The 20,918-nt window shown below is 70.4% G+C and carries 15 protein-coding genes; 5 read left to right on the top strand and 10 right to left on the bottom strand.

Going from position 1 to position 20,918, the window contains the following annotated elements; translation table 11 throughout:
* Positions 1-13 precede the first annotated feature (13 nt).
* Complete coding sequence (locus tag FB561_RS32705; RefSeq protein WP_145813899.1) at positions 14-1,888, top strand: glycoside hydrolase family 127 protein; 1,875 nt, start codon at positions 14-16, stop codon at positions 1,886-1,888.
* A 74-nt stretch (positions 1,889-1,962) separates the two neighbouring features.
* Here FB561_RS32705 and FB561_RS32700 read toward each other — a convergent pair whose 3' ends face one another.
* Together FB561_RS32700 and FB561_RS32695 are read right to left on the bottom strand one after the other, a co-directional pair.
* Entirely contained in the window at positions 1,963-2,904 is a 942-nt protein-coding gene (locus tag FB561_RS32700; protein WP_170284915.1) for a sugar phosphate isomerase/epimerase family protein, read from the bottom strand.
* Positions 2,905-3,080: 176 nt separating this feature from the next.
* On the bottom strand, positions 3,081-4,088 hold the full coding sequence (locus tag FB561_RS32695) for a sugar-binding transcriptional regulator (protein ID WP_202880972.1): 1,008 nt from the start codon (positions 4,086-4,088) through the stop codon (positions 3,081-3,083).
* Positions 4,089-4,229: 141 nt separating this feature from the next.
* On the opposite strand from FB561_RS32695, the gene FB561_RS32690 reads away from it, so the two are divergent.
* The 4 genes from FB561_RS32690 to FB561_RS32675 are packed head-to-tail and all read left to right on the top strand — an operon-like array spanning position 4,230 to position 10,432.
* On the top strand, positions 4,230-5,111 hold the full coding sequence (locus FB561_RS32690) for a transketolase (protein WP_145813897.1): 882 nt from the start codon (positions 4,230-4,232) through the stop codon (positions 5,109-5,111).
* Positions 5,108-6,082: a transketolase family protein gene (locus FB561_RS32685; RefSeq protein ID WP_202880971.1), complete on the top strand. Its 975-nt coding sequence runs from the start codon at positions 5,108-5,110 to the stop codon at positions 6,080-6,082. The genes FB561_RS32690 and FB561_RS32685 overlap by 4 nt, the downstream gene beginning before the upstream one ends.
* Positions 6,069-7,553: an FGGY family carbohydrate kinase gene (locus FB561_RS32680; protein ID WP_145813896.1), complete on the top strand. Its 1,485-nt coding sequence runs from the start codon at positions 6,069-6,071 to the stop codon at positions 7,551-7,553. Before FB561_RS32685 ends, FB561_RS32680 begins: the two co-directional genes overlap by 14 nt.
* Entirely contained in the window at positions 7,550-10,432 is a 2,883-nt protein-coding gene (locus FB561_RS32675; protein WP_145813895.1) for a glycoside hydrolase family 2 TIM barrel-domain containing protein, read from the top strand. Before FB561_RS32680 ends, FB561_RS32675 begins: the two co-directional genes overlap by 4 nt.
* A gap of 534 nt (positions 10,433-10,966) precedes the next feature.
* On the opposite strand, the gene FB561_RS32670 is transcribed toward FB561_RS32675, so the two are convergent.
* From FB561_RS32670 to FB561_RS32635, 8 genes are all read right to left on the bottom strand, one after another.
* Positions 10,967-12,616, bottom strand: a complete 1,650-nt coding sequence (locus FB561_RS32670; RefSeq protein ID WP_145813894.1) for an HNH endonuclease signature motif containing protein — start codon at positions 12,614-12,616, stop codon at positions 10,967-10,969.
* Positions 12,617-12,679: 63 nt separating this feature from the next.
* On the bottom strand, positions 12,680-14,125 hold the full coding sequence (locus FB561_RS32665) for a cellulase family glycosylhydrolase (RefSeq protein WP_145813893.1): 1,446 nt from the start codon (positions 14,123-14,125) through the stop codon (positions 12,680-12,682).
* Between the two features lie 61 nt (positions 14,126-14,186).
* The gene (locus FB561_RS32660) at positions 14,187-15,773 is read right to left on the bottom strand and encodes an FAD-dependent oxidoreductase (protein ID WP_202880970.1); all 1,587 of its coding nucleotides are present in this window, start codon (positions 15,771-15,773) and stop codon (positions 14,187-14,189) included.
* Between the two features lie 27 nt (positions 15,774-15,800).
* Positions 15,801-16,826 (bottom strand): LacI family DNA-binding transcriptional regulator, encoded by a 1,026-nt coding sequence (locus FB561_RS32655; RefSeq protein ID WP_145813892.1) that lies wholly within the window; start codon positions 16,824-16,826, stop codon positions 15,801-15,803.
* The gene (locus tag FB561_RS32650) at positions 16,823-17,863 is read right to left on the bottom strand and encodes an ABC transporter ATP-binding protein (protein WP_145813891.1); all 1,041 of its coding nucleotides are present in this window, start codon (positions 17,861-17,863) and stop codon (positions 16,823-16,825) included. The genes FB561_RS32655 and FB561_RS32650 overlap by 4 nt, the downstream gene beginning before the upstream one ends.
* On the bottom strand, positions 17,860-18,900 hold the full coding sequence (locus FB561_RS32645) for an ABC transporter ATP-binding protein (RefSeq protein WP_145813890.1): 1,041 nt from the start codon (positions 18,898-18,900) through the stop codon (positions 17,860-17,862). Before FB561_RS32645 ends, FB561_RS32650 begins: the two co-directional genes overlap by 4 nt.
* Positions 18,897-19,808 (bottom strand): ABC transporter permease, encoded by a 912-nt coding sequence (locus tag FB561_RS32640; RefSeq protein WP_145813889.1) that lies wholly within the window; start codon positions 19,806-19,808, stop codon positions 18,897-18,899. Before FB561_RS32640 ends, FB561_RS32645 begins: the two co-directional genes overlap by 4 nt.
* A gap of 7 nt (positions 19,809-19,815) precedes the next feature.
* On the bottom strand, positions 19,816-20,826 hold the full coding sequence (locus FB561_RS32635) for an ABC transporter permease (RefSeq protein WP_145813888.1): 1,011 nt from the start codon (positions 20,824-20,826) through the stop codon (positions 19,816-19,818).
* Positions 20,827-20,918: the final 92 nt, after the last annotated feature.

The following is a 20,918-nucleotide window of genomic DNA, read 5'->3' as shown; positions in this document are numbered from 1 at the left end:
GTGCTTCTCACCCATGCCCTCATCGCAGCCGCTCGATCGATCGGCCGCCGTCGCCCCGCTCGCGAGTACCGCCCTGCGGCCGTTGCCGCTCGGCGCCGCCAGGATCACTGGCGGCTTCTGGTCCGAGCGCCAGCAGATCAACCGCGAGGCCACCATCCCCGCCGCCGGCGACCGGCTGGAGGAGGCCGGGACGCTGCGCAACCTGCGCCGCGCCGCCGGTCGCGAGCCCGTCGCCGACGGCTTCACCGGCCGCCCGTTCGCCGACTCCGACGTGTACAAGTGGCTGGAGGCGGTCGCCTGGGAGCAGAGCCGCGAGCCGTCGGAGGCCTACGCCGCCTGGCAGAGCAGCACGAGCGCCCTGGTCGCCGAGGCGCAGGAGCCGGACGGCTACCTGAACACCCACATCCGGCTGGCGATCCCGGACGGCCGCTTCACCGACCTGGAGAAGGGTCACGAGCTGTACTGCGCGGGCCACCTCCTGCAGGCCGCGGTCGCGCAGTACCGGGCCACCGGCGACCGGACCCTGCTGACCGTCGCGACCCGCTTCGCCGACCTGCTGGCCGGGTACTTCGGCGCCGATCGCACCGAAGGGATCGACGGCCACCCGCTGATTGAGATGGCGCTGGTCGAGCTGTACCGCGCGACCGGGACGAAGACCTACCTCGACCTGGCCCGGTACTTCGTCGAGGCCCGCGGCCACGGTCTGCTGGTCGTCCCGGGGCACCACGGCCCGGCGTACTTCCAGGACCACCAGCCCGTCCGCGACGTGCGGATCCTGGCCGGCCACGCCGTGCGCGCGTTGTACCTGGCGTCGGGTGCCACCGATGTCGCGGTGGAGACCGACGACACCGAGCTGCTCGACGCACTCCGCGAGACCTGGCAGACGATGGTCGACAGCCAGGCGTACCTGACCGGTGGCGTCGGCTCCCGCTGGTACGGCGAGGCCTTCGGCGATCCGTTCGAGCTGCCGCCGGACGCGGCGTACTGCGAGACCTGCGCCGCGATCGCCAGCGTGCAGTGGAGCTGGCGGATGCTGCTGGCGACCGGCGAGAGCAAGTACGCCGACCAGCTCGAACGCACCCTGTACAACGCGGTGATCTCCGGCGTCTCGCTGACCGGTGGCGAGTTCTTCTACGTGAACACGTTGAAGGTGCGCGACCAGGCGTTCGCGGACGACCAGCGCTCCGCGGTCGCGGGACGGCAGCCCTGGTACGGCACCGCCTGCTGCCCGCCGAACGTGATGCGCACCCTGGCCTCGCTCGACCAGCTGGTGGCGACGTCGAACGACGACGGTGTCCAGCTGCACCTCTACGCGCCGGCCAAGGTCGTTGCCGAGGTCAACGGTGCGGGAGTCGGGCTGGACGTCGGCACGCGGTACCCGTGGAAGGGCACCGTGACGATCACCGTCAGCGAGACGCCGGACCAGCCGTGGAAGCTCGACCTGCGCATCCCCGCTTGGGCCGAGGGATACACGCTCACGGTCAACGGCGACGCGGAGCCGGTCGGCGAGGTCGGCCGGACCCAGTCGCTGGAGCGGACGTGGCAGCGCGGTGACGTGGTCGTCCTGGAGCTGCCGGTCCGCGCGCGGCGTACGGTGCCGGACGATCGGATCGACTCGGTCCGTGGTTGTGTCGCGATCGAGCGCGGCCCGTTGGTGTACTGCTTCGAGCACGTGGACCAGCCGGAGGGCGTCGTCCTGGACCAGGCCGCGCTGCTGCCCGGCGACTTGGTCGAGACCGAGCAGGCCGACTTGCTCGGCGGCATCACCACGCTCGCCGTCCCGGCCCGGCGCCGGGACGGGACCGAGGTCTCGTTGACCGCGATCCCCTACTACGCCTGGGCGAACCGGGCCGTCGGGCCGATGACGGTGTGGATCGACGCCCGATGACCGCACGATGACCGCACGATGATCAGGAGGCTCCGGCGATGACCACGGCACGGGTCGTCGCCGGAGCTCCGGCATCAGGAGAACAGCGCCGTCCGGACCACCTTCTGGGCGGCCATCGCGTCGTGGTTCGCCTGGGCCGCCCGCAACTGCTCCAGGTCGAGCTTGGCCGCCCGCGTCTCCAGCTCGCGCAGGGCCGCGACGCTCTCCCGGACCGCCTCGCCGGCGTCCTCGCGGTACGGGAACAGGTCCAGCTTGAGCGGGCCGTCCCAGCCGATCGTGCGGACCACGTGCAGGAACTCCAGCGTCTCCACCAGGTGCAGCGATCCCGCGGTCAGGTCGTCGTCCCACTCGCGGTAGTTGTCGTCCACCTCGATGTCGACCAGCCGGCCCATCCCGTGCGCCAGGCTGAGCGCCTCGGCCGGGTTCTCCTTGGCGAACAGCGAGTGGCCGAAGTCGATCACCAGGCCGACGTTGTCCACCTTCATCTGCTCGATCGCCAGCAGACTGGCCGTCGCGGTCCCCCAGAACAGCCGGTTCCGCGGTTCCTTCAGCTTGTACTCGATCCCGAACGTGACGTCGGGGAACGCCCGCGCGACCGCGCCGATGCCGTCGATCGCGTGCTTGCGCAAGGTCGGGTAGTCGGTCTGGAACGGGTAGTCGTAGCCGTCCTGCCCGGGCCAGAACTTCACGTACCGCGCGTCCAGGTCGGCGGCCACCTGGACCGCCTCGTGGCCGAGTTCGATCGCCTGCCGGCGCAGGTCCGGGTCGGCGCTGGTGAAGGAGCCGCTGCGGAACCGCCGGTCGTAGATCACCGGGGTCACGCAGACCGCCGCGAGGCTGTGCTCGGCCAGCGCCTTCTTGACGTCGGCCACCTCGACGCCCGGGTCGAAGGGGTAGTTGAGATCCAGGCCCTGCAGGCCCGAGGCGGCGGCCAGCTCGATCGTCTGCAGGGTGCCGACCACCGGGCCGTAGCCGTCGGTGGCGTAGCGATCGATGATCCGTCCGAAGGTCCACATGCCACCGGTGTAACCGCGTGCGCTCGTCGTCATCGCATCCGCATTTCTATTCAGAGTATGGGAATCCATTCAGAGCGTGACCGTAGGACGGCAGGTGCACGGTGTCAAGGGTGCTGCCGGGACAGTGAGTGCCGGTTCGGCCCTGAGTGCTTCTCGGTCCTGAGTGCTGGTGGGGCTCAGTCGGCGGCGAGTTGCTCGGCGACGGTGCGGTCGGTGATCAGCACGTCGACCCAGCCGCCGAGCAGGGCGGCCCGGATCGCGGCGTACTTGCGCATGCCGCCGGCGACGCCGACGCTGCGCAGGTCGTCGTTGCGTACCTGGGCCGCGCTCAGGCCGAGGACGCGCTGGTCCAGCTCGGAGCGGACCGGCTTGCCGGCCGCGTCGAAGAAGCGCAGGCAGATGTCGCCGACGGCGCCCTGGTCGCGCAGCACCTTCTGGTCCTCGGCGGAGATCGCGTTGCCGCTCTCCTTCAGCAGCGGCGACGGCTCCAGGCTGCCGATCCCGACCAGCAGCAGGCTGAGCCGGGTCCAGGCCGCCATCACCTCGCTGACCACGCCGTCCTTCATCAACGTCCGCTTCGCGCTCGGGCTGCCGACCAGGCCGGGCACCGGCAGCTGGACCGGCGCGGCACCGGTCAGATCGGCCAGCCGGCCGACCAGCCGCGCGGCCTGGGACTGGGCGGCCGGATTGCCCACGCCGCCGAGGATCTGGACGACCTCCTCGGCCACCCGGGTCGGGCGCGGCGTCATCGACTCCACCGTCGCCAGCAGGGTCGAACTCCACGACGAGATGCCGATCCGGTCACCGCCGGTGAGCGTGGTCTCCAGGTACACCGCGGCGGCCGCGCCGAGGGCGGGGATGATGTGCGCGTCGTCCTCGCCGCTGGCGTCGACGACGATCACCTCGCGCAGGCCGTACTTCTGCTCGACGGCGTCCTCGAGCTCGGTGTGCACACCACCAGGCGGAATCACCACGGTACGGACGATGCCGGCCATCACGGCCTGTTTGAGCAAGCGGGAGACGCGGGGCTGGGAGATGTGCAACTGGGCCGCGATCTGCGGCTGCCGGATGCCCTGCTCGTGGTACAGCTTCGCGACCTTGGTGAGCAGCCGCAGATGGTCGGCCGACGGCTGGCGCTGGGCTCCTGCCCGCGCTCCCGCCCGGCCCGCGTTCGCCATCGTCATGCCGATCCGTCCCTGTCTCGAGTCCTGGCTAGAGCATGACACGTTCGGCCGGTACCGGACTCGGCAGGCGGGCGGGCGTTGACGCATCCGGCGGGTGCCCTGCAGAATTGGAACATCCATGCGCTAGTGAATAGGTATTCTATGTTGACCTCGAGCCGCCCGCAAGTCGACCACTGGCGAGCGTTCCGGGACCGCGTCCGCGACGCCGGCCGGGACGAACGCGCCAACCTGCTCGCCACCGCTTCCGCCCAGGTCCGCCGCGATGTGCTCACCATGATCGAGCGCGCGGGACTCGGGCACGTCGGCGGCGACTTCTCCGTCACCGACATCCTCGTCACCCTGTACGCCGCGGTGCTCTCGGTCGAACCGGCCGAGCCCGACTGGCCGGACCGGGACCGCCTGATCCTCAGCAAGGGCCACAGCGCGGCCGCCTTGTACGCGACGCTGGCCTCCTGTGGGTACTTCCCCGCCACGGAGCTCGCCACGTTCATGGCGCCGCTGTCCGCGCTGAACGGACACCCGGACCGCACCAAGGTGCCCGGGGTCGAGACCAACACCGGTCCGCTCGGCCACGGCCTACCGGTCGGGGTCGGGACGGCGTTGGCCGCCCGCCTCAGGGGCAGTTCGGCGCGTACCGTGGTGATTCTCGGCGACGGCGAACTGCAGGAAGGCAGCAACTGGGAGGCCGCGATGTACGCCGCCCACCAGCAACTCGGCTCGCTCACCGCCGTGATCGACCGCAACGGTCTTCAACAAGGCGCGCGGACCGAGGACACCAACGCGCTCGAGCCGTTGGCGGACAAGTGGCGCAGCTTCGGCTGGACGGTCGCCGAGGTCGACGGCCACGACCACGCGGCCCTCGCCGACGTGTTCTCGGCCAGTACGCCGGACCGGCCGACCGCCGTCATCGCCCATACCCAGAAGGGACACGGGGTGTCTTTCATGACCGATCGAGTGGAATGGCATCACCGGGTCCCGACCGGCGAGGAACTCGCCCTGGCCCGGGCGGAGTTGAGCAGATGATCGAGTCCACCAATCTCCGCCCCGCCGACCGGACGATGTACGACTGCCGCAAGGCGTTCGCCGACGAGCTGGCCACGCTGGCCCGGGCGGACGAGCGTATTGTTGCTGTCTGCAACGACTCGGTGAGCTCCAGCAACCTGGCCGCGTTCCGCGACGAGTTCCCGGACCGGCTGGTGAACGTCGGGATCGCCGAGCAGAACATGGTCGGCGTCGCGTCCGGACTCGCCAACGGTGGGCTGCTGCCGTTCGTCTGCGCGGCCGCTCCGTTCCTCACCGGCCGCGCGCTGGAGCAGATCAAGGCGGACATCGCGTACGCCGATCGGCACGTGGTGCTGTGCGGGATGAGCCCGGGCGTCGCCTACGGCCAGCTCGGCCCGACCCATCACTCGATCGAGGACCTGTCCTGGTTGCGCGCGATCGCGAACCTGCCGATCGTCGTCCCCGCCGACCCGACCCAGACCCGGGCCGCGATGCGCTGGGCGGTCTCGACCGAGGGACCGAGCTACCTGCGGATCCCCCGCTCCCCCGTGCCCGAGCTGTTCGCGCCGGACACCCCGCTCGAACCGGGCCGCTTCGTCCCGTTGACCGACGGCGACGACGTGACCTTGGTTGCCGCGGGCACGCTGGTCTGGCGGGCGGTCGAGGCCGCCTCGCTGTTGCGGATCGAGGGGATCTCCGCCCGGGTCCTGGCCGCACCGTTCGTCGAACCGCTCGACGAGGCGGCCGTGATCGCGGCGGCGCGGGAGACCCGCGGGATCGTGACGGTCGAGGAGGCCACGGTCAGCGGCGGCCTCGGTGCCGCCGTCGCCGGAGTGGCCGCCCGGTACTGCCCGACGCGGGTGCGGGTGCTCGGCATACCGGGGGTGTTCGCCCCGACGGGGGATGTCGAGTTCCTGCTCGAGCACTTCGGTCTGACCGCGACCGGGATCGCCGACTCCGCGCGCTCGGTCCTCGCCGATGCCGGCCGCTGAACCGCTCGTCCTGGCCGTCGACCAGGGCAGCAGCGCGACCAAGGCGGTCCTCGTCGACGGATCCGGTCAGGCGGTCGCGACCGGCCGGGCCGCCGTCTCCGAGCGGCATCCGGCGCCGGGACATGTCGAGCAGTCCGCGCACGAGATCCTCGCCAGCGTGCACCAGGCGGTCGCCGACTGCCTCGACGGGTACGACGCGACGCGGGTGGTCGCCGTCGGTCTGTCCACCCAGCGTGAATCCGTCGTGCTGTGGGACTCCGAGGACGGCGAACCGGTCGGCCCGGTCCTCAGTTGGCAGGACCGCCGGACCGTTGCCGACGTCGCCGAACTGGCCGAGCGGGAGAACGTCCCCGAGCTCGTTCTTCGCCGGACCGGGTTGCCGTTGGACCCGATGTTCTCGGCGTCGAAGGCGCGGTGGTTGCTGGAACACGTCGATCCGCGCGCGGTCCGATCGGGGCGGCTCCGGGTCGGCACGATCGACGCCTGGTTGCTGCATCGGCTCACCGGTGAGAACCGGACCGAGCTCGGCAACGCGTCCCGGACCCAGTTGCTCGGACTCGAGGGCGCCGACTGGGACGACGACCTGCTGAACCTTTTCGGTATCCCCCGCGCCTGTCTCCCCGAAGTCTCGCCGTCGGCCGGGCCGCTCGGCAAGTGCCAGGGGCTCGCACCCTTGCCGGACGGCGTTCCCGTGACGGCCGTGCTCGGTGACTCGCATGCGGCGCTGTTCGCGCACGGTGTCAGCGAGCCCGGGACGGTCAAGGTGACGTATGGGACCGGTTCGTCGGTGATGGGTCTCGTCGATCCTTCGACCGAGGTCGCCGCCGGGTTGTGCCGGACGATCGCGTGGGCGGACCCGGAACCGCGGTTCGCTGTCGAGGGCAACATTCGTGCGACCGGGGCGACGATCCGCTGGCTGGCCGGGTTCCTCGGCAGCAGTCCCGCCGAGGTCGTTGCCCTGGCCGCCGAATCGAGCAGCAACGGGATCCACCTGGTCCCCGGCTTCACCGGGCTGGGTGCGCCGTGGTGGGACGGATCGGCCGTCGGTCTGGTCAGCGGTCTCACCCTCGGCTCCACGCCGGCACAGCTCGCCCGAGCCGCGGTCGAGTCGATCGCGTACCAGGTCGAGGACGTGCTCGCCGCGGTGGACGCGCTGGGGACTCCGGTGACGACCGTGCTCGCCGACGGCGGTGGCACCGTCGACGACGGGCTGATGCAGCTCCAGGCCGATCTGAGCGGCCGGGTCGTCCGGCGATCCACGGACGGCCAGCTCTCCGCTCACGGCGCCGCGCGACTGGCGGGTGTCGGGTGCGGGCTCTGGTCGGCGGCCGATCTGCCGGGCCTGGCCCCGGTGTACGACGACTTCCGGCCGGCCCTCGATCCCGACCTGCGGGAACGACGGCTGGCCGACTGGCACGACGCGGTGGACCGATCGCGCGGGACGACCCGACCAGCGGGAGGAGCACGATGACGTACTACGAGGACCCGGGCCCGGGGTACGGCGCCCTCGCACCACGCGCCGCCGTCCGGTCGGACGCGCCGCGGCTGAGCCTGAACGGAACCTGGCGGTTCCACCTGGCCGAGTCGGTCGCGGAGGCGCCGGCCGGGTTCGAGCAGCCCGACTTCGACGACGCCGGCTGGGACACGATCGCGGTCCCGTCGAGCTGGCCCATGCACGGGTTCGGGCGGCCGGCGTACACGAACCAGCCGTACCCGTTCCCGGTCGACCCGCCGTTCGTACCGGACGAGAACCCCACCGGGGACCACCGGCTGGAGTTCGAGCTGGACGCGACCTGGTCCGGCGTCCCGGCGGTGCTGCGGTTCGACGGGGTGGACTCCTGTGCGCGGGTCTACCTGAACGGGGCCGAGCTCGGGGTCAGCCGGGGTAGCCGGGTGCCGGTCGAGTTCGACGTCAGCGCTCAGCTGCTGCCGGGGAGGAACGTGCTCGCCGTGCGGGTGCACCAGTGGTCGTCGGGGAGTTACCTCGAGGACCAGGACATGTGGTGGCTGCCGGGGATCTTCCGCGACGTCACCCTGCTCGCGCGACCGGCCGGTGGCGTGGCCGATGTGTTCGTGCATGCGGACTACGACCACCACACCGGTACCGGCACGCTGCTGGTGGAATCGGTGCCTGGGGCAACGGTAAGGATTCCGGAGCTGGGGCTCACCGCCGAGGCGGGTGCGCCGCTCACGATCCCGGGGGTCGAGCCGTGGTCCGCCGAGGTGCCGCGGCTGTACGACGTGGTGGTGGCGACCGAGGCCGAGTCGGTGGACCTGCGGGTCGGGTTCCGCACGGTCGCGATCGAGGACGGGGTACTCACCGTCAACGGGCGGCGAGTGCTGTTCCACGGGGTGAACCGGCACGAGCACGATCCGGTCCTCGGCCGCGTGGTGCCCGACCACCGGCTGCGGCAGGAGCTGCTGGTGATGAAGCAGCACAACATCAACGCGATCCGGACCAGCCACTACCCGCCCGACTCGCGGCTGCTCGCGCTGTGCGACGAGCTCGGGTTCTGGGTGATGGACGAGGCCGACTACGAGACGCACGGGTTCTTCCTGCTCGGCTGGGAAGGCAATCCGGCGGACGACCCACGGTTCGAGGCGGCGTCGCTGGACCGGATGCGGCGGCTGGTCGAGCGGGACAAGAACCACCCGAGCGTGATCATGTGGTCGCTGGGCAACGAGGCCGGCACCGGGCGCAACCTGGACGCGATGGCCGCCTGGACCAAGGACCGGGACCCGTCGCGGCCGGTGCACTACGAGGGCGACCTGTCCTGCCGATCCGTGGACGTCTACAGCCGGATGTACGCCTCGCACGCCGAGGTCGACGCGATCGGGCAACGCACCGAGGAACCGCTGGACGACCCCGAACTGGACGCCCGCCGACGCGCGATGCCGTTCGTCCTGTGCGAGTACTCGCACTCCGGCGGCAACGGTCCGGGCGGCTTGCCGGAGTACGAGGAACTGTTCCACCGGTACCCGCGTTGCCAGGGCGGCTTCCTGTGGGAGTGGATGGAACACGGCATCGCCCGGCCGGACGGCGGCTACGCGTACGGGGGCGAGTTCGGCGAAGAGCTGCACGACGGGACGTACGTGCTGGACGGGCTGGTCTTCCCCGACCTCACGCCGCAGCCGGTCCTGGCCGAGGTACGCAAGGCCTTCGAACCGGTGCTGCTGACAGTGGACGTCGACGCCGGGGTACTGCGGATCGCCAACAAGTACGACACCGTGGACACGTCCCACCTGGCTCTGCAGTGGGAACTGGCGGACGACGGCGTCACGGTGGCGCAGGGTGTACTCGCGATGCCGGTGGTGGAATCCAGGGCCGAGGCAACCGTCGGTCTGCCGAAGGAAGCGCTCGATCTGCCCGGGGAGTACGCCGAACGCTGGCTGACGGTCCGCGCGACTCTGGCCGCCGATACACCTTGGGCTTCGGCCGGTCACGAGATCTCCTTCGCCCAAGGTCAAGTTGCCACCAACAGCCGGCGACCCACCACCGCCGTTGCTGGTGTGCGGCGGACTGCGGTACCGGGGTGGGGTGACGGCTCGATCGTGCTCGGGCCTGGGCGGTTCAACCCGCGCAACGGGCGGCTGGTGGGGCTGCACGAGTGGTCGGTCGAGCATGTTCCGCTGGAGTTGTGGCGTGCGCCTACGCAGCACGACGCCAGGACGTGGGACGCGACCACGCTCGACCGCAAGGCTCGCTGGGCGAACGCCGGCCTGCATCGGTTGCGCTACCGCACCGTCTCGGTCGACTCCGATGGCGATCGGCTGACCGTGGTCACCAAGGTCAGCGCGGCACAATCCGCCGCGGGCGTCCTCACGACGTACCGCTGGAGCACGACAGACGGCCACCTGACCGCCGAGGTCGAGGTCGAACCGGTCGGCACCTGGACAGTCCCGTGGGCGAGGGTGGGTGTGACCCTAGGTCTGCCGGCAGGGCTCCGGGAGGTCACCTGGTTCGGCCTCGGCCCCGGCCCTGCGTACCCCGACTCCCGCTCCGCCGGCCGAGTCGGCCGCTACACCGCGACCGTGGAACAACTGCAGGTGCAGTACCTCTACCCCCAGGAGAACGGCGCCCGAGGAGACGTCCGCTGGGCCGAACTCTCCGGCCCCGCAGGCCGCCTGACGGTCGCAGGTGATCCGTCGTTCGCCCTCACCGCCAGACGCTGGACCACCGCGCAACTAGCCGCCGCGGACCACCCAGAGGACCTGGTCCCAGGCGACCACCTCTGGCTCACCCTCGACGCCCTCCAACACGGCCTCGGCAGCCCGACCAGCGGCGCCCCGATCCTCCCACCCCACGACCTCCAACCCAGACCCCACACCTTCAGCTTCACCCTGAGCTGACAGTTCAAGCGGACCTCCCGGCCGGACGGGACTGCCACGAGTCAGCTGAACTCGGGGCAGTCCCCATGCACGTGACGGATCCGTCAGCAGCTGCACAACAGCACGCGCACGTCTGGCGGTTCCACGGCGGACTGACAACGTCCCTGCCGGCGGATCTGGGTGACGGCCAGGAGGGTGATCGCCCCCGGGTTGTCGGTTTGCGCAGGCCGCCATCGGTTACACAACCGATGCCGACGCCAGCGATGGGCGTGCCGGTCAGACGGTGTACTCGAATCGGACGAGGTATGAGCCAGGGGCCTCTGCTGCCGTCCCTCCCCGACTCTGCTCGCCGCACCACGGTGCCGAGGCAGAGGTCTAACGCTCCCGCCCTTCGCCTGATCGACCCGCCTCGGATCGGTGCGGATGATCCTTTGGCGTCCCGGGCGGGTGCGTGCGGTGCGGGTACGGTGCGGGTGCGCGCAGGGGTGTACTGCCTCAGGCGTGATGGTTGCCTGGGGCAATGCACCCAGTTGGCCAGGCCCGGCGTGGTGACGGTTACGGGGCGCGGGGGCTCGCTGGGCTGCGGGGGTGTGGGCCTGAAGGTGTGCCGAGCTCTGGGTGGCCGGCGCTCGCAGATCGGCAAGCGGAGCTGGGGTCGCCTCCGCTGGCATTTCGGACGCGGTGACCGGCGTTCGATTCTCCCTGGTATACGTCAGAATCTCGCCCGGCGGCGGTTTGGTTCCGGTGGTGGGTGCTCAGGTCGCGAGTGTCCGCGCTGGAGTCACGCCAGTACATCCCTGGGTCGCGGCGGGCCCCGCTCTCTTCCCGATCGTTCGTGTCCACGCCCCGGCGGCAAGCACCCGGCTTCTCATCGTCGGTGTCTTGGTGCCGCCGGTCGAGGCTTGGGTCCAAATGGTTCGCGTTCCCGCGCTCGGGGTTTCGCTTCTGGGCATGGGTGGGTGCGGCCCAGGGCCTGAGGGCAGGGTCGGTTCGGGTGGCCGGTGACCGGGTCGGGTTGTCTGGTGTGGGTGTGGTCCAGGGTGGGGTGGTGACGGTGGGGCGGCCGTTGGTGACGGTGATGGTGTAGTGGCCTTGGTGGACGGCTATGTGGTGGGCTTTGCAGAGCAGGGCCAGGTTGGTCAGGTTTGTTGGGCCGCCTTCGGTCCAGTGGCGGAGGTGGTGGGCTTCGCAGATGGCTGGTGGGGCTCCGCAGACTATGCAGCCTTTGTCGCGGGCGTTGAGGGCCCGGCGGAGTGCTCTGTTGACGAAGCGTTGCTGGGTGCCGAGGTCGAGGGGTTCGGAATTGCTGCCCAGGACCAGGGGAATGATGCCGGCGTCGCAGGCCAGGCGGCGGATCGCGCCCGCGGAGAGGGTGCCGCCGTGGGCCAAGGTGCCGACGCCCTCGCCCTGGCGGAGTGAGTCGTAGTCGATGGTGACGGTGATGTGCGGCTTGATGTCGCCGTGGGACGGGACCGCGGTACCGGTGGTCGCGGCGCTGGTGAGGATCGTGGTCAGCGCGTCGGCCTGGCGCTTGCCGCAGCTGCGGGGGTCGCGGTGGCCGTCCTTGGTGCGGTGGGGTTTGGCGGCGGCGAAGACCAGGGTCCGGAGGAGTTCGCCGTTCTCGCAGGCCAGGAAGCCGCCGAACTGCACGCCAGTGTCGAGCTGCTTCAACCAGAGGGATTCGTTGCGGTAGGCACGCTCCTCGGCCGGTTCGGTGCCGTCGGTGTCGAGGGTGTCGCGGACCCGTTTGCCGAGCCGGCGCAGGTCCGCCGGCGGCAGCAGCTGTCCGGCTTTGACCAACTCGGCTTCGGCGACTCGGAGATCCTCGACCGGGACCGTGGTCGGGGGGATCCGCTCCAGCGCGGTGACGATCGCCTCGGCCTGGGCCGCATGCAATGCGCGCGCGGACAAGGCGGACTCGACCGTCGGGTACTTCGCCAGTGCCGTGGCCAGTCGCAGGTCACGACGGACAGCGGTGGCGTCGAGGTGATGCCGGGTCGCGACCAGTTCCGCCGTGTCCCGGGCGCCTACCTCGGCCGCGTACCCGATGCTGTCCAGGGTCGCGAGGAGGTTGAGCCGGTAGGTCTGGAGCCGGTTCAGCTCACGTTCGACCTCGTCGATGGCGGCCAGCACCTCGGCACCGCCCATCGACCACATCGGCCGCTCGCACACCGGACTCATAACTTGGAGCGTAGCCACCCCCACCGACAGTTCCGGCCAGATTCCCCTTGCAGGCAAGGAAAAACTGGCCGGAACCGGACAAACCACTCAGTGCGCGGCCACCTCGTACACCCGCGCGATGTCGGGCGTGCTGTCGGACGGATCGGTGATCACCAGCCGGATCTGGTCGATCGTCGCCGCCGGGCCGGGAGCCGACACGATCGGCCGGGTGTTGCCGGTGAAGGTGCCGGCCTGGACCCAGCCGGACGCCGTGTGCGCCTCGATCCGGAACGTCCGCAACACGGTGCTGGTGGCAACGTTCGGGAACCCGTACCCGCTGTAGACGTCGATCTGGTTCACGTCCTTGTACGAGCCCAGGTTCAGCGTCAACGTCGGCGCCGTGTCACCGGCCGCCGACATCCAGCGGCCGGAATCCTGGCAGGACCCGTCCACCGCCTTCCCGGCCCCCGAGGACGCGTCGTAAGTCGAGGACGCGGTCGCCGTCGCGCCACGGGCCAGGTGGTCCGAACACGGCGAGACCGCGGGCGCCCCGGCGAGCCAATCGCGCACGAAGGCGCCCTGGTACTCCCCACCGAGCAGGTTCCAGAACTTGTCGAACATCACCGGCGCCCAGAAGTTGTCGAACACCCACGCCATCCAGCCGATCTGCGGCCGCACGTCGAGGTACTGGCGCAACGGCAGGCCCCAACCGGAGGTGGTTCCCGCGATGACCTGGTTCGCGCCCGGCGCCGGGTCCCAGCCGAACTCGGTCAGCACCACCGGCAACTGGGCCGAGGCGTTGCCGAACTTCGGGTCCAGATTCACCGCCGTGGCCGGGCCCTGGTTCGGGTAGAGGTGGTAGACGTACGCGATGTTGCCACCGGCGATCGGATCGGTCAGGGCGCCGTTGAGCCGGGTGCTCCAGGACGGGCTGCCCATCAGGATCACGTTGTTCGCGACCGACCGGATCGACGTCACCACCGGCTGGATGTAGGCCTTCCAGGTCGCCCAGCTGTCCGGGTTGATCGGCTCGTTGAACACCTCGAAGAGCACGTTCGGGTGGTTCGCGTACCGCGGCGCGATGAAGTCCCAGAACGCCTTCACCTGCGACTGCGGGACCGCGCCGGCCGTGTCGCCGTAGTTCCGGACCAGGTGCAGGTCGATGATCACGTACAGGCCCTTGGCGATCGCGTGGTCGACGTAGGGCCTGATGTACTGCGCGTCGTACGCGGCGAGGTCCTTGCCGAGGGCCTCGGTCACCAGCAGCCGCAGGACCTTGGAGTTCCAGCCGTTCGCCACGGTCATGTCGATCAGTTCGTCGATCGGCTTGGAGTTGCAGTCGGTGCAGACGTCGTTCTGTTCGGGCGCGATGACGGACAGGCCGCGCAGGGTGACGTTCGCGCCCGCGCTGTTCCTGATCCGGTTGCCTTCGGTGTGCAGCGCCGGCAAGGCAGCAGTCGCCACCGGGTCGGGGGTCGAGGCCGCGGCGTCCACCAGGACGGTCGTGGCGAGCAGAGCGGCGGAGCAGAGTGCTACCAGGGATTTCCTGACCACAGGTTTCTCCTTCGTGCGTTGACCACCTGGAGTTTCCGGCCCCGGGTGCGTCGTCCTCCTCTCAGTCGCGATGGGTGCGGATGTGGTCCGGCCAGGCCAGCGGGATCCGCAGTTCGCCGGACAGCAGCCGCTGGTAGTCGGCCAGCAGGGTGGGATCGGTACGGACCTTGCGCGGGCTCGCACCACGGTCGAGGCAGAACCCGGCCAGCGCGCCGACCGCCTCGCCGATGCTCCACTCGACCGGGTGCAGCCGGTAGCACCCGTTGGTGACATGGGTGCTGCCGATGTTCTTGTTGGCCGGCAGCAGGTTGTCCACCCGGACCGGGATCAGCGCGCCGAGCGGGATCTGGAAGGGATAGGCCTCGATGTCGACATAGGTCCGCCCGGCCGTACTCGGGTGCAGGTCGATCCTGTACCGGCCAAGGCCGACGCTGTCCGCGAACACCTCGCTCCCGGCGCCGTCGGGCCGCGCCTCCACCCCGACGTGCTGCTCCAGCACGGTGAACTCGGCCACGATCCGCCGGGACTCCCGGATGTACGGCGCCTTCGCCAGCCCGTCCGGCGCCCCGGTGATGTCCGGCCGCAACCGCAGCCCCGGGTACCCCGTGCCGCCGTCGGGCCGCGGCGCCTCGGCCTGCATCCAGTGCAGGAACGACAGCGACAGCTCGCGACTCGCAGCCAACGCGGCAGCGGGGTCCGGACCGCCGAGCAACGGCTGTTCCCAATAGTCGATCTGCGGCCAGTTGACCACCGTCACGTCGGACTCGACGGTCCCGGCCTGGAAGTTGCTCTTGGCAAGGATCCGGCGGAAGTCCCAGAGCGGGAAGTGCGCGTGCTGCTCCGGACCGCGCTCGAACAGCTTCCACTCGCGCTGTTGCAGGGTGATCGGGACGACGTCCGTCCAGGACAGCTGCGGTCCGGGCCAGAACGGTGCCACGTGATCCCGCCAGTGCGCGTACCCGGCCGGGCGATCGACAGTGTGGTCCTCCCCCGGCCGGTAGTCCAGCGCGAAGCACCACGACACGGCCTGCTGGTCGAGCGGATCGGCGACCTCGGGCGCGTGCAGCTCGCCGGTGTCCTCGCGGCTCTCCGCCCCGACGACGTGCTCGACGCCGGCCAGGTCCAGCAGGTCACCGAGCTCGGTCGCGTCCACGACGTACGCCGCGGTCACGGTCAGCTCGGACCCGGTCCGCCGGTCGAGAAGCGTGACCGCCTCGATCTCGTCGCCACCCGAGTACGCCGCGACCGGCTCGTGCTCGAGGTGCACGGTGATCCGGCCGCCGGCACGCCACGGCGCGAGCATCTCCTCGATCACCGCCGCGGCCACCCGTGGTTCGTGGCAGAACCGGCTGACGATGCCCCGGCCCGGGTCGAGCAGCGGGTCGGCGGCCACTTCCGGCCGGAGCGGGTAGTTCCGCCGGTAGTAGTCCCGGATCCGCCGGCGCAGGTCGGCGTACCCGGGCGCGGCGTACTGCTCGATCCAGGGGTGCTCGTCGGGCGGTACCGCCTGGCTGGTCAGCTGGCCGCCGAGCCAGTCGGTCACTTCGGTGAGCACGACGCGCCGGCCCAGCTTGGCCGCGGTCAGCGCCGCGGCGACCCCGCCGAGACCGCCGCCGACGACCAGTACGTCCGTGGACAGTTCCACCATCGACTCCTTGGATCGGAAGTAGTGGGGTCAGCGACGCGGCGCGGCGACGGTCTCGCCGGCCACCAGGTCGCAGGCCACCAGTTGGCTCGTGGGCGGTTCGTCCGGGTTCTCCACCCGGGCGACCAGGGCGTCGATCGCGATCCGGCCGATCTGCCGGCGTGGGATCACCAGGCAGTCCCAGCGGTGCCCGGGCTCGTCGCCGGACCCCTCCAGCACCGCGATGGACAGGTCCTGCGGAATCTCCAGTCCGCGCTCGGCCAGCCCGCGGCGCAGATCCTCGGCGAGCCGCACGCTCTCGGCGACCACGGCCGTCTCAGGTCCGCGGACCAGCTCGTCCAGCCACTCCTCGGTCAGCCACGGCTCGCCCCGGTACCCGGGTGACCGGTCCTGCAGGCCGAGGCGCTCGACGGCCGCGCGGTACCCGGTCCGACGGTCGGCGTACGACTCCTGCTCGATCCCCTCGCGCAGGTACGCCAGGTGCCGGTGACCGCGGTCCGCCAGGGACTCCACGATCCGTGCGGCCGCACTCTGGTAGTCGGGCACGATGCACGGGATCTCCGCGCCCGGTACCTCGCGCCGGCCGATGTGGACGAACAGGTAGCCGTCGTGCCAGAGCCGGGCCAGCTCCTCGCGGTCGGTCGCGACACCGAGCAGGACGCTGCCGTCGGCGAGGTTGAGCCGGTTCGTGCCGTCCCGGTAGATCCGGCGCCGCCCGTCGCTCGTCCCGGTCGAGGTGAACAGCACCAGGTCGTACCCGACCTCCTCGGCACGTTCCTCGATGCCGAGCAGGAAGTCGAAGTAGAAGTTCTCCCGCGCGTGCGGAAAGACCGCCTCGAACGTGTGGACGCCGAGCAGCCGGTTGCGCTTGTTCCGTAGGTTCCGCGCGGCCGCGTTCGGCACGTAGCCGAGCTCCTTGACGGCGTCGAGCACGCGTTGCCGGGTCTCCGGCGGGATCCGGTCGACCTCGCCGCTGATCACCCGGGACACCGCCGACTGCGACACCCCGGCGAGCCGGGCGACGTCGGACTGCCGTGGTGCGGGTCGGCCGTTCATGAGTTCTCCTTCTCCGTACTCCGCGCAGCCCCTGCGGCGGTGAGGTCGCCGGCGCGGCCTTCCTGGTGGAGCCAGCAGTGTGTCCACTGACCGTTCGGCAGCTCGGTCCGGGGTGGGACCTCGGTCCGGCAGACGTCCAGCGCGAACGGGCAGCGCGGGTGGAACTGGCACCCGGCCGGCGGGTCGATCAGGCTCGGCGGCTCGCCCAGGTCGTCGGCCGCTTCGTCGAACAACGCGTCCCGGTCGTCCAGACCGCGCTCCGGATCGGGCGAGGACTCGATCAGCAGCTTCGTGTACGGGTGCTGCGGCGCCGCGATCACGTCCTCCTTGGGACCACCTTCGACCATCCGGCCGGCGTACATCACCACGATGTCGTCGCACAGGTACCGCGCGCTGGCGATGTCGTGGGTGATGTAGAGCAGCGCCAGCCCGTCCTCGGTGCGGAGCTTGTCGAGCAGGTTGAGCATTTCCAGCCGGATCGACACGTCGAGCATCGAGATCGGTTCGTCGCCGAGCAGCACCTTCGGCTCGACGGCGAGCGCCCGGGCGATCACGACGCGCTGCCGTTGCCCGCCGGACAGCTCGTGCGGGAACTTGTCCAGGTACTGCTCGGCCGGGGTGAGGCTGACACGTTCGAGCAGCTCCACCATCCGGCGTTCCCGCTCGGCCTTGGCCCGGATCCCGTGGTGCAGCCGGAGCGCGCGATCGAGGTTGTACCGCACCCGGTGGAGCGGATTCAGCGAGCCGAACGGGTCCTGGAAGATCAGCTGGACGTCCCGGTAGTACGCCCGGTCCTTGCCCTGTACCGGCTCGCCCCGGAGCCGGATCTCACCGGTCGTCGGCGGGTAGAACCGGGCCAGCAGCCGGGCCAGTGTGGTCTTGCCGCTGCCGCTCTCGCCGACGAGCGCGACGATCCGGCCGGGTCGCAGGACGAGATCCGCGTCCTCGACCGCCCGGACCACCGCGGTCCGCCCGGTCCCGGTCCGGACCGGGAAGTGCTTCGAGACCGCGCGGGCCTCCAGGACGGGTTGGCTCATGGTCGATCATCTCCCGACGGGTGGAGCCGGCAGGCCACGGCGTGACCGGCGATCGTGAGCAGCGTTGGTTGCTCCTGATCACAGCCCTCGAACCGGTCGGCGCAGCGCGGATGGAACGGGCAGCCCGGTGGTGGGTTGCGCAGGTCCGGTGGCGTTCCCGGGATGCCGGTCAGCTTGCGCAACGGCGAGCGCAGTGGCGGGAACGAGTCCCGCAGACCGCGGGTGTACGGGTGCAGCGGGTCGGCGTACAACGCGGCCGAGGTCCCGATCTCGACGATGCGGCCCGCGTACATGATCGCGATCCGGTCGGCGAGTTCGAGCAGCAGCGAGAGGTCGTGCGTGACGAAGACGACCGAGAATCCCAGCTCGCGCCGCAACCGCAGGACCTGGGCGAGGATCTGCCGCTGCATCACCACGTCGACAGCGGTGGTCGGTTCGTCCATCACCACCAGCTCAGGACCGCAGGCGAGCGCGAGCGCGATACTCGCCCGCTGCCGCATCCCGCCGGACAACTCGTGGGGATAGCTGCGGACCCGGTCCGCGGAGATGCCGACCATCCCCAGCAACTCGGCCGCCTTGGCCCATGCCTCCTTGCGACCCAGGCGCTTGTCGTGGGAGCGCAGCGCGTCGACGAACTGCGCCCCGACCCGCATGACCGGGTTCAGCGCGTCCATAGCGCTCTGCAGGACGATCGCGAGCGAGGTCCAGCGCAACGAGCGCAGCTCGGCCGGGGTCAGGCCGACCAGGTCGATCGGTTCGGCGCCGTTCTTCGGGTGGAACTCGATGCTGCCTTCGGTGGTCACCGCGGGCGGCCGCTGCAACCGGGTCAGCGCGGTGATCAGGGTCGACTTGCCCGAACCGGACTCCCCCGCGACTCCGAGGATCTCGCCGCGGCGCAGCGTGAACGAAACGTCGTCGCACGCTCGCACCGGCGCATCACCGGTCACGTAGTCGACCGTCAATCCGCGGACATCCAGGACCGTCGTACCGGCGCCGGTAGCCGAACTGACTGGGGCAAGGGCGGAGTCGGTGATCATCGGGTCTCACCTCCGGCGGTGGCGGGGCGCGGCGCGCGGCGGGTACGGGCGACGACCGAGCGACGGGCCAGCCGCAGTTTGGGGTTGGACAGTTCGTCGACGCCGAAGTTGACCAGCGTCGCGGCCGTGCCTATCAACGCGATGCACAGCCCGGGTGGGACGAACCACCACCAGAAGCCCCGGAGTACGGCGCTCTGTTGCTGGGCGGACTGGATCATCGTGCCCCAGCTGATCGAGCCGGAGTCCGAGATGCCGAGGAACGCGAGCCCGGCCTCGGCCAGCACGCCGCCGATCATGCCGTGCAGGAACATCGCCGAGATCCAGCCGGACAGATGCGGGAGCACCTCGCAGAAGATCAGCCGGCGATGGGGTTCGCCAAGCATCCGCATCGCCAGGACGAAGTCGCGGCTGCTCAAACTCAACGCCTGCGCCCGCAGGGTCCGGGCCCCGCCGGACCAGCCGAACAGGCCGATGATCAACGCGATCACCCACATCCCCGTGCCCTGCACGTACCCGGCCACGATCAGGATCAGCGGGAGGACCGGCATCACCAGGAACAGGTTGGTGAGGAAGTTCAGCGCATTGTCGACCGAGCCACCGAAGTACCCCGCCGGGACGCCGACCGCGATCGCGATCAGGGTGCCGATCCCGGCCGCCAGGACCCCCACCAGCATCGACCCGCGGGCCCCGGCGATGGTCTGCGCGAGCACGTCCTGGCCGAACTGGGTGGTGCCGAGCAGATGCGCCGTACTGGGCGGTGACGCGATCGCGCCGATGTCGTTCGCGCGTGGATCCACGCCGAGCAGGACCCGGTTGATCCACGGGCCGAAGATCGCGAGCAGGACGAACAACCCGAGCACACCGAGACCAAACCGGACCTTCCAGCTGGTCAGCAGACTGGCACGCATCCCCGCCTCACCCCCTCGCCCTGATCCGCGGATCGAGCACGACGTACGCCAGGTCGGCGACCAGGTTCGCCAGCAGGACCGCCAGCGTGATCAGCAGGAAGACACCCTGCATCATCGGGTAGTCCCGCTTCTGCAGCGCCTCGTAGAGCAGGTAGCCGATGCCGGGATAGCTGAACACGATCTCGGTCAGCAACGCCCCGCCCACGACGCCACCGAGCGCCATCGCGAACCCGGTGAAGCTCGGCAGCATCGCGTTCCGCGCGGCGTACCGGAGCATCACCCGGCCCGGGGACAGCCCCTTCGCCTGGGCGAGCAGGACGTAGTCCTCGCGGACCGTCGTCACCGTCATGTTCCGCATCCCGAGCAGCCAGCCGCCGAAGGCCGAGATGATGATGGTTGCCGCTGGCAACGCACCGTGGTGCAGCACGCTGACCGCGTACGCGAAACTGAAGCCCTGCGGGAGATCCGCGTCGTATCCGCCGGACAACGGGGTCCAGCCGAGGACGAAGCCGAACACCCACAGCGCGAGCAGGGCGACCCAGAAGTACGGCACCGAGGACAGGAACGTGGTGAACGGGGTGAGCAGCGCGTCGAACCGGCTGCCCGCCTTCCACCCGGCGACGACGCCGAGCAAGGTACCGATCGCGAACGCGGCGACCGTCGTCGTCCCGACCAGGAGCAGGGTCCACGGCAGCGCCTGCCAGACCAGATCGGCGACCGGGACGGGGAAGTTCACCACCGAGACGCCGAGGTCGAAGTGGCCGAGCTGGCGCAGGTAGTCGACGAACTGCTCGGCCAGGTTGTCCGACGGGTTGCCGAAGATCGCCCGGATCGACATCAGCGTCTCGGCCGGGACCTGCTGGCCGCTGACCCGTTCCAGCTCCTCGACGATCGCGGACGACGGGTCGCCCGGCATCAGTCGCGGCAGCAGGAAGTTCAGCGCGACCGCCGCCGCGGCCGCGGCCAGGTAGAACCCGAGCCGGCGGACCAGGAAGGCCCAGCGCCGCGATGCTCTCATCGCCGTCTCTCCTCTCGGTTTCCTCGGTGCTTGGGTTTCTGGGGGATTTGTCGCTTCGGGGATTTGGTTGCTTTAGGCCCCTGGTAGGACTG

The organism is Kribbella amoyensis (assembly GCF_007828865.1).
In the GTDB taxonomy this organism is placed as follows: domain Bacteria; phylum Actinomycetota; class Actinomycetes; order Propionibacteriales; family Kribbellaceae; genus Kribbella; species Kribbella amoyensis.
This window is presented reverse-complemented; position numbering and strand designations above follow the sequence as displayed.